Source organism: Salinivibrio sp. YCSC6, assembly GCF_004916735.1.
Lineage (GTDB): Bacteria > Pseudomonadota > Gammaproteobacteria > Enterobacterales > Vibrionaceae > Salinivibrio > Salinivibrio proteolyticus.
In genome coordinates, this window is the sequence record NZ_CP039516.1 from 1,317,908 (window position 1) to 1,330,184 (window position 12,277).

The following is a 12,277-nucleotide window of genomic DNA, read 5'->3' on the forward strand; positions in this document are numbered from 1 at the left end:
GATCGCCGATTAGGCGACCAGTTGGTGACTTGCAAATTGAGTCAACAGCTCATCAATAAAGTTCATCCGCTCACGTCGGTCAGTGAGGCTTTCGACAAACTTAATTTTGGTTGGCCCATCAAATTTATACTTGTCTGGACGCGATTGTAACAGTCCCACTAAGAATCCGGGATCAATTTGCGCATCCTCATGAAATTCAATCACTCCTCCGCGGTCACTGGCTTCGATTTTCTTCACTCCTAGGTGTGCCGCCCGTAACTTGATTTGTTGGACATGTAACAAGTTTTTGGTGGCATCAGGGAGCAGCCCAAAGCGATCAATTAACTCGACTTGAAGCTCTTGAATATCATCATTCGATTTCGCGCTGGCGATGCGTTTATACATCGACAAACGGGTGTTGATGTCAGGGATATAGTCATCCGGCAGCAGAGCGGGGAGGCGGAGCTCGACGTCGGTTTGCTCTTTTAACAGCGCATCCAAGCTCGGCTCTTTGCCTTCTTTTAGCGCCTCGACGGCTTGCTCAAGCATATCCATGTAGAGGGTAAAGCCAATCGATTGAATTTGGCCGCTTTGTTCATCGCCTAATAACTCTCCCGCCCCGCGGATTTCTAAATCATGGGTGGCAAGGGTAAAACCAGCGCCCAGATCTTCGAGTGAGGCAATGGCTTCTAAACGCTTGGCGGCATCCTTGGTCATCCGCTTAGGATGTGGGGTCAGTAGGTAGGCATAAGCCTGATGATGCGAGCGACCGACACGTCCGCGCAGTTGGTGAAGCTGGGCTAAACCAAAGTGGTCGGCACGGTCAATAATGATGGTGTTCGCAGACGGCACATCGATACCGGTCTCAATGATGGTGGTACACACCAAGACGTTATATTTTTGATGATAAAAATCGCTCATGATCCGCTCGAGTTCGCGCTCACGCATTTGACCATGGGCCACGGTTACGCGCGCTTCGGGGATCATTTCACTGATTTCATTCGCGGTTTTTTCAATCGTTTCGATGTCATTGTGCAAGAAATACACTTGGCCACCGCGCATAATTTCGCGCAACAACGCTTCTTTGACCAAGGTGTCTTCGCGCTCGCGGACAAAGGTTTTTACCGCCAAGCGGCGGGATGGGGGCGTGGCGATGATCGAGAGATCGCGCATGCCACTCATGGCCATGTTGAGCGTACGCGGGATCGGGGTTGCCGTGAGGGTGAGAATATCAATGTTAGCGCGCATGGCTTTAATTTTCTCTTTTTGGCGGACGCCAAAACGGTGTTCTTCATCCACGATAAGCAAGCCCAGATCACGCAGCTTCACATCCGATTGCAGCAGTTTATGGGTGCCGATCAAAATATCGACTTTTCCCTCGGCACAGTCGGCCAGAATGGCTTTTTGTTCTTTCGCTGATTTAAAGCGAGAAAGTACCTCGACGCGTACCGGTAAATTGGCAAAGCGGTCACGGAAATTTTCAAAATGTTGCTGGGCAAGCAAGGTGGTTGGCACCAGCACGGCGACTTGTTTGCTGTTGTTAACGGCAAGAAACGCAGCCCGCATGGCCACTTCGGTTTTACCAAAACCCACATCACCACACACTAAGCGATCCATAGCAATGGGGCGGCACATATCCGAGAGGACCGCGTTAATGGCTTGGGATTGATCCGGTGTTTCTTCGAACGGGAAGCTGGCTCGAAACGCTTGATAGGCTTCTTTATCGTGTTTGAAGGCAAAGCCAGGCTTGGTTTCACGCTTGGCATAAACATCCAATAGCTCTGCAGCGACATCGCGCACTTTTTCTGCCGCGCGGCGACGTGCTTTTTCCCACGCTTCGCCACCGAGCTTATGGATAGGCGCAGTGTCCTCCGCGCCACCGGAATAGCGACTGATCAAGTGTAACGCACCGACTGGCACATAAAGCTTGGCGCCCTGCTGGTACTCGAGGGTCATGTACTCGGTTTTGAGCCCACCGGCTTCAAGCGTCTGCAGCCCTTGGTAGCGACCGATGCCATGCTCAAGGTGAACCACAGGCTGTCCCGGTTTGAGCTCGGCTAAACTGCGTATCACGGCATCGTTGTTGACGCTTTGCTTGCGCTTATCACGACGACGTTGCTGTACAGCACGTTCGCCAAACATGTCGCTTTCACAAATCAGGGCAAATTGACGAGTGTTATCAATAAAGCCTTGGTCAACCGGCCCAATGATGAGGCTGAATCGGCCCGGTTGCGCCAGCGCGTCTGAGAGCGACGACGCGACCATGGGGCGGATTTTGGCTTGAGTCAGCAGATCAAGCAGTGCCTCGCGGCGACCTTCCGATTCGACCGAGAACACCAAGTGACCGCTAAATTGTTCACTGAATTGCCGCAGTGCGGCTAGCGGCTCTTTGGCTTGATGATTGACTGTTAACGTTGGCAGTGGAGAGATATCGACATTCTCACGGCCTGCTTTTTCTGTGACGTTGTCACTTGATAGGCGCAGTTGCGGATAATCCTTCAAGTGACTAAACAGCTGGTCTTTATTAAGCCAAATAGCGTGCGGCGGTAACAGCGGACGTAAGGGGTCTACTCGGCGCTGGTCGTAGCGGTGTGCCACGTCATCGAGGAAGTGAGTCATCGCCGCTTCGATATCACCCACGGTTAAAATCAGGGTGTTATCGGGCAAGTAGTCGAAAAGCGTTTCGGTTTGGTCGAAAAATAGCGGTAGCCAGTATTCAATCCCCGCCGGCCATGTTTTTTTGCTGACTTGTTGGTAGACAGATTCTGGTTCACGGCGGGCTTCAAAGTGCTCTCGGAAGCGGCCACGGAAAAACTCGACGGCGGCATCATCGGTGGGAAATTCGTGTGCAGGTAGCAGTTGAATTTGCGCTAACTCACCCGTCGAACGCTGATTTTCTGGATCGAATTGACGAATCGTGTCCACTTCATCATCGAAAAAGTCGATGCGATAAGGCTCATCACTGCCCATCGGAAATAAATCAAGGATCGAACCGCGGCTGGCAAATTCACCATGCTCCATGACTTGGTCAACATGGCGATAGCCGGCATCCGTTAGCTGGTCGCGCAGCTTCTCGAGCGACAGGACGTCCCCTTTTTTCACCATCAATGCATGCTGATGGAGAAATTGTTTCGGCGTCACACGTTGTAAGGCGGTACTCGCCGGTGCGATCAGTACGCCGTCACCTTGGGTTGGCAGTTGATACAGGCACGCCAGTCGTGCAGAGATAATATCTTGATGGGGCGAAAAGCTGTCATAAGGCAAGGTTTCCCAGTCGGGAAAAATATCGCACTGCCCCTCGGTAAATTGGCTGATAGCGGGCTGCAAACGAACCGCGGTTTGGTTATCGGGCACCAACAAAAAAATGGGTCCCTGATGTTGTTGGCGAATGTTGGCGACGGCAATCGGTAACGCCGCACCCGTTAAGTTGCCTAGGTGTTTGACGTCACCCGCACCACGGGGAAGGGTAAACGTGTAAAGCGGTTGTTGAGTCATGAATTTAACTGCTTGATTTCTTTCGGTTGAGTGCGCGCTTTCGCAAAAGCTTTTGCTGATGATGTAAGGCGGCGCGGATCAGAGTGTCTCGGTCGTCTTCCAATAAGCGTGTGTACTGGATTTGGATCAAATATTGGGGTGGATGGTCACCGTCAGGCGCTTTTTCTTCACAGTGGGTGACCACGCCATAGCAATAAATCGCTGTGGGTGGAAAATCAAGAAACAGCTTCACACGCGCATGATCGCCGTGCTTTAACGGCGCAGGGCTTAGATAGGCAAAGCTGCTTGCGCCGAATGTATGGGTGGTGAAGCGCTGCGTGGGATCGTCTTCCTGACTGAGCATATAGCCCATCATTAAAGTGATCTTTTCGTTTTGCGCTTGCAAGATACGGTACAGTGCTGAGGCATCGTCCGGCTCAAGAGATTGTAACTCTTTTTCAACCGCGTTATCGACTTGGCCACATTGGCTTGCAACCCGAAAGGGCGCGGGGATTTCCGCCATAAATGCATCCGCATCGGGTTGGGCTTGGCTATCTTGAAGCGGCTCAACATTAATGCGTATGGCGGCTCTTACAGAAAAATACTCGTCTTGGCTCATCACTGTGCCTTATCTTGCAGTCATTTCATGATTATCACGCACCCGTCGCGTTAGGTAAAGTTTCAAGACCGCCTTATCGGGCGTCAACGTGTGCTTCTGGGCAGTATTCGTCAATATTCAGTCAAATCCGTGTGTAAACTTGGCGACATTCGCTCAGGCAGGTATGCTTTGCAGCGAATCAAAACAATAAGCTAGGTGCACTATGTATCAACCCTTATCGGTGTTTATTGGCTTGCGGTATTTGCGCGGCCGATCGGCCGATCGTTTTGGGCGATTTGTGTCGTCTATGTCTACTGCAGGAATTGCCATTGGTGTGCTCGCTTTGATCACCGTGTCATCGGTGATGAATGGCTTTGAAGCCCAGTTAAAAGGCCGCATTTTAGGCGTACTACCGCATGCGGTCATCGCGGACGGACAAACGGCATCGGTAAAAAAACGCGTTGAACAATGGCCACATGTGGTGACGACGGCTCCCATTCAAACCACAGAGGCGGTGTTACAAAGCCGAACAGGGCTGAGTGCAGGGTTATTAGAAGGGGTTGACCCAACCGCTTATGAGCCGTTGGCAGACCATTTATTACAAGGGGACATTCAAGCGTTAGCCGAGAGCCGTTATCAAATCATCATTGGCCGCGCGATGGCGAGTAACTTACGTTTACGTGTTGGCGATCAGGTGCGAGTGATGGTCACCAGTGCGAGCCAATTTACCCCGATTGGGCGGATCCCTGCGCAGCGCTTATTCACCGTAGCGGGCATTTTTCACACCGGGACTGATGTCGATAATCAATTGATGCTGGCTAACATCCATGATGTCGCGCGTTTAATGCGTATTCCGCCGCAGCAAGCGCAAGACTTACGCCTTTTCCTTGACGATCCCTTTGCGATAACGGATCTCAAACCGATGGCAGAGAGTGCAGCGTGGCAGGATTGGCGCGTCTGGCGGGGCGAGCTTTTTCAAGCGGTGAAGATGGAAAAGAACATGATGAGCTTAATGCTCAGTCTGATCATTATTGTCGCTGCATTCAACATTATTGCTGCCTTGATCATGGTGGTGATGGAGAAGCAAGCCGAGGTTGCCATTTTGAAAACCTTAGGCATGCAAAATCGCGATATTGTTGCTGTCTTTATCGCTCAAGGCTCACTCAGTGGGTTATTGGGCGCATTGGTCGGGGGCGTATTGGGAGTACTTGCGTCTCTCTATATTAATGAAATCATGGCCCTGTTTGGGGTGAGTTTGCTGGGCAATGGCCTTGCGCTTCCCGTGGTCGTCAATCCAATTCACGTCGTTATGGTCATGGTGTTGGCTATTTTGCTGAGCACGTTAGCGACCCTTTTCCCTGCTTTTAAAGCGGCGTCTGTTCAACCTGCTGAGGCACTGCGTTATGAATGAGTCTTTGTTGTCCTGTCACCAAATCAGTAAAACCTATCAAGAGGGTGGTCAGGCGATTCATGTATTGAATCAGGTGTCTCTGACCATTGCATCGGGAGAGCTTGTGGCGATTGTCGGCTCGTCTGGCTCAGGCAAAAGTACCTTGCTACACACCTTGGGCACGCTTGATACACCGAGCGAGGGTGAGGTGTATTTTGAGGGCAAAGCGATTAGCCAAATGTCTGCGAACCAACAAGCGCAGCTAAGAAACCAAGCGCTTGGATTTGTTTATCAGTTTCATCACCTACTGGCTGACTTTACTGCGCTTGAAAATGTGATGATGCCACTGCTGATCAACAAAGTTGCACGCAAAACGGCTACAGCAAGAGCTACGGAAATGTTGAATGCGGTCGGCGTGGGCCATCGTTTATCCCACCGTCCCGCTGAGTTATCGGGGGGCGAGCGTCAGCGTGTTGCGATCGCGCGTGCGCTAGTCAACGATCCTAAGCTGGTTCTCGCAGACGAACCGACGGGGAATCTTGACCATGCGACAGCTTTGGAGATCTATGATTTGATGCGTTCGTTGAATGCACGACATGGGACGGCATTTCTCGTGGTGACGCATGACAGTGAGCTGGCAGCCAAACTTGACCGCCAAGTGCGAATGCAAGATGGCCAACTGCTTGCTGTGAGTGCCACCGAGGAGGGGCAATGAAACCACTGTCGTTAGCCATTGGACGCCGTTTTAGCCGTGCTCGCCAGCGTAATCGGTTGGTCTCATTTATCTCGTTGTCATCGGTGATTGGCATTGCCATCGGTGTGATGGTCATTATTGTTGGTCTATCGGCCATGAATGGCTTTGAGCGTGAGCTTAATCAGCGCGTGCTCTCTGTGGTGCCGCATGCGCAAGTGTTTGGCGTGAATGGTCCGCTTGACGATTGGCAGCAAGTAAAGCGCCAAGCCTTGCAGCATCCTCAAGTGGTGGCTGCCGCACCGTACGTTGAAATGACTGTGTTGATGGAACATGGCAGTGCACTTAAGCCAGCCCAGATCCGTGCCGTTTCACCGAGCGACGAATCGGCCGTGAGTCGCATTGGTGCGTTTATTGATGGCGGGTGGGACAGTTTGCCAGCGGGGCAATCAAATATCGTACTTGGGCAAGGTGTCGCCGATAGCTTAGGCGTGAAAGTAGGCGATTGGTTAACGGTGATGATCCCCGCGGCGGATGCGAGCTTAAAGTTGCGTTCACCTCAGCGAGTGAGAATGCAAGTGGGTGGATTGTTACGGCTGGGCGGACAAATTGATCATGCGTTAGCCTTGATGCGTCTATCTGATGCGCAGCAGTTGATGGCACTAGATGATGCGGTTACTGGGGTCTCACTCAAAGTCGAGCCGGTGTTGGAGGCGCGACGTATTGTCCGAGAGGTCGGTCAAACCCTTTCCGCCTATGTGTACATGAAAGACTGGACCAGTGAATTTGGCTATTTGTATCGCGATATCCATTTGGTGCGCTCGATTATGTATCTGGTCATGGTTTTGGTGATTGGTGTGGCCTGCTTTAACGTGGTATCAACGCTGATGATGTCTGTGAAAGACCGTGCGGCTGATATTGCGATTCTACGTACGATGGGAGCAGGCGATACCTTGATACGACGGATTTTTGTTTGGTATGGACTATTCGCCGGAGCGTTGGGGAGCTTGATTGGCAGTGTGTTGGGGGTATTGCTGGCAAGCAATTTAACCCACTTAATCCAATGGATAGAGCAGGTTGTGGGTCACCGTTTTCTCTCCGGTGATGTGTATTTTATTAACTTCCTACCCAGTGAGTTACGCGTGTCGGATGTGGTGGTGGTGAGTTTAACCGCGATGCTCCTCAGCTTATTGGCCGCTTGGTATCCAGCGCGTCGCGCGTGTCAGTTGCAGCCAGCAGCGGTATTGAGTGCAAAATAGTGGCTAGCTAGCGCGCCAGCTACTACAAGCAATTACCAAAAGGGCCAGTATGAGTACTGGCCCTTTTTCGATCTGTCTCGACAATTTTGGGATTGTTTTAAGTTTTGATAATGCTGGATGATGACTGTGTCGCAATGCGCTCTCAAGCGGCTTGTTTTCCTTTCCTACCGTTTTAGCGTTGCCTGATATCACCGTGAATCAAGAGGGTTTATTCGGCTTCGGCAGCACTTCTTTTAACTTGTTCGGAATACGAAGTTTACGTTTACGCCAGCTTCTTACCACGGAATAGCGCCAAATGCCTCTGACGGCAAAATAGCCAATCACGGCGAGCACCAAACCACTGGTCATACAGCCGAGAAAGAAAGGTGGTCCAATGTGGCCCATTTGTTCAACCAAATAGTGCCAAGAGAGCTCAAAATGGAAGGGATAGGGCGGTGTATTCATCATCCACGCGCCGAGTTTATAGGCGAGATAGAACAGCACAGGCATGGTAATAGGATTACTGATCCAAACCAACGCGACCGACAAAGGCAGATTGACACCAAACAAGATCGCCAGTCCCGCGGCCATGATCATCTGGCTGGGCAAGGGAACAAATGCCATGAACAAACCGACCGCAAACGCCCCCGATGCGGAGCGACGATTCAAGCACCACAGGTTTGGGTCGTGCAACAGGCTTCCAAACACGCGCAGTGCTTTGTTATCGCGCAATGCCTCGCGTTTTGGCATGTAGCGTTGAAAAAACTTCTTGGGCATACCTGCTTAATTTACCTGGATGTTACGCGATGAAGCTGACATTCACGCTCGGCTTGGCTGCGTCGATTTTATCGCTGCCATGGTGGCCCAGTTTGCCACCAGTTTGGACGTGTTTCATTGCGTGTATTGTGTTTCATTTTGGGTGGAAAAAGCGCCTTTGGTGGCTCGCGGGGAGCGCGTTAGGGCTCACTTGCGCTGTATTATCCGCAACCTTCTACCAAGCAGACGTGATCCACATCATTTCTAGCACAGAGGATACTACAATATCTGGCTCGGTGGGCAGCCTTTTTAGCCCCAAAGCCGGCCCACAATCGATTATTTTTGACGTTGATAAAATTAATGATAAACCACTGCCGTTTTTTCGTTCAGCTCGAGTGCGTCTTTATTGGCAATCGCCGCCGTTTCCCCAACAAGGTGAGCGTTGGAGGCTTACGGTCAGACTGAAGCCGCCGTATGGACGTTTAAACGAAGCGGGTTTTGATGCAGAGCGTTACTTTGTGGCGCGACGGATTCATGGCAAAGCCAGCCTCAAAAACGCCGAGCGGCTCACCCATACTCCATCATGGCGGCAATCAGTCTTAAATGCACTGTCCCCTGAGCTTGAGCCTTTGCGTTATGGCCGCTATTTACTGGCGCTAAGTTTGGGAGAGCGGCAATGGCTGACCCATGAAGATTGGCAGATCTTGACGCACAGTGGTCTTGCTCACCTGATGGCTATTTCTGGGCTTCATATTGGGCTGGCGTTTGCGTTGGGGTGGCAAGTAGGCTGGGGGATCCGCTTGCTGCTACCCGAATGGCGACTCACCCTTTGGTGGCCGCTCTATAGCGCTATGCTGGTTGCTTTAGGGTATGCCGCGTTGGCAGGGTTTGCGTTGCCCACCCAGCGCGCCTTGATTGCCCTATTTATCTATGCCAGTGCAAAGCGCATGGGGGCACAGGTGTCTCCCAGTACCTTGTTGCAAATCACTTTACTGGCTGTGTTATTGCGCGATCCTTTTGCTGGTTTTTCGTTGAGCTTTTGGCTGTCGTTTGCCGCAGTGTCAGCGCTGTGCCTCGCGCATTACTCGCTACCTCGTTGGCGAGAGTTTCCGGCCACAGCTTATGCCCGTATGATTTGGCGGGGCAAGCAACTGGTGTTTATTCAATTCATTCTCTTGATAGGCATGTTGCCTCTGCAATTGGGCTTTTTTTCTGGTATGAGCGCCGCCGCCACGCCGTTAAATCTCTTTGCCGTTCCTTGGGTGGGAATATTCACGGTGCCCTTGGTCTTTGTCGCCCTAGTTGCTCAGTTCATAGCGGGCAGTAACGTCGCGACATTTATTTGGCAAGCGGCCGATTGGAGCCTAGCGCCAGTGATATGGCTTGCCGACGTTGCCCGCCAAGCGTGGCTGCAGCCTCCACCGTTATCGTGGTTGTGGTCTTTGCTGGTGGCGGGGGGATGTTGGCTGATAATGAGTTGGCGTTGGCACCGCCAAACGTCGCTTTTATTGGTATTGGTGACGACTGGTTTTGCATGGCGTGCGCCACCATTGCCCGACTGGCAGGTGGATGTGCTCGATGTGGGGCATGGCTTAGCGGTATTAATCACTAAAAACGGCAGAGCGGTGCTTTATGATACCGGAAACCGATGGCAAGTAGGCGGGATCGCGCAAGCGGTGATTACGCCGATTCTTGAGCAACGAGGCATCGATCAACTCGATGGCCTACTCTTAAGCCATGGTGACAGTGACCATGATGGTGGAGCAGGGTATGTCACCGAACGCTTTCAACCGATTTGGCAGCGGGCCAGTGAAAAAAGGCGTGGTTATTTACCCTGTCGGAGAGGCGCCATGTGGGATTGGCAAGGGTTAAGGTTTCATGTGCTTTGGCCGCCGAGACAAGTGGATCGCGCGGGTAACAATGACTCTTGTGTCGTGCGGGTCAGTGATGGACGCACCAGTATATTGCTTACCGGCGATATTGAATCACAGGGGGAGATGGCATTGCTGGCGCGTTTAGAGCGTCGCAAAGCTTTGCAGAGCGACATTATGCTGGTGCCCCATCACGGAAGTGTATCGTCATCATCGCCGCCTTGGATAACCGCGGTATCACCGCATTGGGTGGTGGCGTCTACCGGGTTATTTAATCCGTGGGGATTGCCAGCGGCGGCTGTTCGCGAGCGTTATCAGCAAGCAGGGATCACGTGGTTAGATACCGCGAAAGATGGCCAATTGCGTTTTCAGCGCCGCCAGGGTCGATGGCAAATGACACGGTGGCGGCGTGACCATCAAGGGCAATGGTATCGGACGCTGTTTGAACGGCGACCGGTAAATTTGGACGACGGCGGGTAAAAGAGTAGAATGCCGGTCTGTTTTACACAGCTAAACGATTTTAATGAGCGAATATCAAGATAAAACGACCTGGCAGACGTTTAAGCAACTCTGGCCATACATCGCCAACTATAAGCTTGGCTTGATCGTTGCTATTGTCGCACTGGTTATCAATGCTGCCAGTGATACCCTCATGCTCTCCATGCTCAAGCCACTCCTCGATCAAGGTTTTACCTATGATGACGTGGCGGGGGATTTCCTCAAATGGATGCCCGTTTATCTCGTGGTATTGATGGTAGTTCGCGGGCTGTCTAGTTTTGTCTCCGCTTACTGCTTGTCATGGGTATCAGGGAATGTGGTGATGACCATGCGCCGACGCATGTTTAACCACTTTATGAAAATGCCCGTCAGTTTTTTCGATCAAGAATCCTCCGGCGCCTTGCTCTCTCGTATCACGTATGATTCCGAACAGGTTGCATCGGCGACAAGCAGTGCCTTAGTGAGCCTAGTTCGTGAGGGAGCGTCAATTCTCGGTTTGATGATACTGATGTTTTGGTCGAGCTGGCAGCTATCTGCGATTTTGTTGGTTATCGCGCCTGTGGTGGCGTTTTCGATTCGCGTGGTGTCGAAACGGTTCCGTCGTATCTCATCAAATATGCAAGATGCCATGGGGTCTGTCACTAGCTCGGCAGAACAAATGCTGAAAGGACATAAAGTTGTCCTGAGCTACGGTGGCCAAGACGTTGAAAAAGCGCGCTTTGATAAAGTCAGTAATCGCATGCGCCAACAAACGATGAAACTGGTCTCTGCTCAAGCCATTGCCAACCCAGTGATCCAGCTGATTGCCTCGATGGCGCTGGTCGTGGTCTTGGTACTGGCGAATACTGAAGCGATTCGCTCCGAGCTAACTGCCGGTACGTTTGCAGTGGTGTTCGGTGCGATGTTTGGTTTGATGCGTCCACTAAAATCCCTCACTAACGTCACGTCGCAGTTCCAACGAGGCATGGCAGCGTGTCACAGTCTGTTCAACTTGATGGAACTCGACACCGAAAAAGATACCGGTGAGCATGAAGCGGATCGCGTGAAGGGCGATATTCAGGTGGACAATGTCGTCTTTACGTATCCATCCAAAGAAGCGCCTGCGCTTCGCAATGTCAGCTTTGAATTACCTGCAGGGCAAACCTTGGCGCTGGTGGGACGTTCCGGCTCAGGCAAAAGTACCATTGCCAATCTGTTAACGCGTTTTTATGACATTGATAGTGGCACCATCACATTGGATGGCGTGCCCATTGATGAATATAAGCTCGCCAATCTGCGCCAACATGTGGCGGTGGTCTCGCAAAATGTCCATCTGTTTAACGACACAGTCGCCAACAACATCGCCTACGCAGCCGAGGATCAGTTCACCCGTGAGCAGATCATTGAGGCGGCAAAATTAGCGTATGCAGACGACTTCATTCGTGAATTGGATGAAGGGTATGACACCATTATTGGTGAGAATGGCGTCAGCTTATCAGGCGGTCAGCGTCAACGCATTGCCATTGCTCGTGCGCTGCTGCGCAACGCACCAGTACTGATTTTGGATGAAGCGACGTCGGCATTGGATACTGAATCTGAGCGTGCCATTCAAGCGGCATTGGACGAGTTGCAAAAAAACCGCACTGTGTTGGTGATTGCGCACCGTTTGTCCACGATTGAGGATGCGGATCAAATTCTCGTTGTGGATGAAGGTGAAATTGTTGAGCGTGGTAACCATCAGGCGCTGTTAGAGCAAGACGGTGCGTATGCCCAGTTGCACCGTATTCAATTTGGTGACTGACC

At 51.7% G+C, this 12,277-nt stretch carries 8 protein-coding genes; 5 read left to right on the forward strand and 3 right to left on the reverse strand.

All coding sequences use genetic code 11. The features are described 5' to 3' along the window. Positions 1-9: 9 nt before the first annotated feature. Together mfd and E8E00_RS06090 are read right to left on the reverse strand one after the other, a co-directional pair. Positions 10-3,474 (reverse strand): transcription-repair coupling factor, encoded by a 3,465-nt coding sequence (gene mfd / locus E8E00_RS06085; protein ID WP_096628587.1) that lies wholly within the window; start codon positions 3,472-3,474, stop codon positions 10-12. Positions 3,475-3,478: 4 nt separating this feature from the next. Next, a complete protein-coding gene (locus E8E00_RS06090; protein ID WP_077639422.1) occupies positions 3,479-4,072 on the reverse strand; it encodes a PilZ domain-containing protein in 594 nt (197 codons plus the stop codon). A gap of 202 nt (positions 4,073-4,274) precedes the next feature. Between E8E00_RS06090 and E8E00_RS06095 the strand changes: the two genes are divergently transcribed. The 3 genes from E8E00_RS06095 to lolE are packed head-to-tail and all read left to right on the forward strand — an operon-like array spanning position 4,275 to position 7,391. Beyond that, the gene (locus E8E00_RS06095) at positions 4,275-5,462 is read left to right on the forward strand and encodes a lipoprotein-releasing ABC transporter permease subunit (RefSeq protein ID WP_096628585.1); all 1,188 of its coding nucleotides are present in this window, start codon (positions 4,275-4,277) and stop codon (positions 5,460-5,462) included. Next, on the forward strand, positions 5,455-6,156 hold the full coding sequence (gene lolD / locus E8E00_RS06100) for a lipoprotein-releasing ABC transporter ATP-binding protein LolD (RefSeq protein WP_077639424.1): 702 nt from the start codon (positions 5,455-5,457) through the stop codon (positions 6,154-6,156). The genes E8E00_RS06095 and lolD overlap by 8 nt, the downstream gene beginning before the upstream one ends. Beyond that, positions 6,153-7,391 (forward strand): lipoprotein-releasing ABC transporter permease subunit LolE, encoded by a 1,239-nt coding sequence (gene lolE / locus E8E00_RS06105; protein WP_096628582.1) that lies wholly within the window; start codon positions 6,153-6,155, stop codon positions 7,389-7,391. Before lolD ends, lolE begins: the two co-directional genes overlap by 4 nt. Before the next feature lie 198 nt (positions 7,392-7,589). On the opposite strand, the gene E8E00_RS06110 is transcribed toward lolE, so the two are convergent. Continuing rightward, a complete protein-coding gene (locus E8E00_RS06110; protein WP_069587302.1) occupies positions 7,590-8,147 on the reverse strand; it encodes a DUF2062 domain-containing protein in 558 nt (185 codons plus the stop codon). A gap of 29 nt (positions 8,148-8,176) precedes the next feature. Here E8E00_RS06110 and E8E00_RS06115 point away from each other — a divergent pair, with 29 nt between their 5' ends. Further along, the gene (locus E8E00_RS06115) at positions 8,177-10,477 is read left to right on the forward strand and encodes a DNA internalization-related competence protein ComEC/Rec2 (protein ID WP_168174034.1); all 2,301 of its coding nucleotides are present in this window, start codon (positions 8,177-8,179) and stop codon (positions 10,475-10,477) included. A gap of 43 nt (positions 10,478-10,520) precedes the next feature. Next, positions 10,521-12,275: a lipid A ABC transporter ATP-binding protein/permease MsbA gene (gene msbA / locus E8E00_RS06120; RefSeq protein ID WP_096628577.1), complete on the forward strand. Its 1,755-nt coding sequence runs from the start codon at positions 10,521-10,523 to the stop codon at positions 12,273-12,275. The last annotated feature ends 2 nt before the right edge of the window (positions 12,276-12,277 follow it).

Coding starts and splice junctions, on each gene's coding strand:
- E8E00_RS06095 (WP_096628585.1), top strand. CDS start 4,275: ATGTATCAACCCTTATCGGTGTTTATTGGCTTGCGGTATTTGCGCGGC.
- mfd (WP_096628587.1), bottom strand. CDS start 3,474: ATGACTCAACAACCGCTTTACACGTTTACCCTTCCCCGTGGTGCGGGT.
- lolE (WP_096628582.1), top strand. CDS start 6,153: ATGAAACCACTGTCGTTAGCCATTGGACGCCGTTTTAGCCGTGCTCGC.
- E8E00_RS06090 (WP_077639422.1), bottom strand. CDS start 4,072: ATGAGCCAAGACGAGTATTTTTCTGTAAGAGCCGCCATACGCATTAAT.
- E8E00_RS06110 (WP_069587302.1), bottom strand. CDS start 8,147: ATGCCCAAGAAGTTTTTTCAACGCTACATGCCAAAACGCGAGGCATTG.
- lolD (WP_077639424.1), top strand. CDS start 5,455: ATGAATGAGTCTTTGTTGTCCTGTCACCAAATCAGTAAAACCTATCAA.
- msbA (WP_096628577.1), top strand. CDS start 10,521: ATGAGCGAATATCAAGATAAAACGACCTGGCAGACGTTTAAGCAACTC.
- E8E00_RS06115 (WP_168174034.1), top strand. CDS start 8,177: ATGAAGCTGACATTCACGCTCGGCTTGGCTGCGTCGATTTTATCGCTG.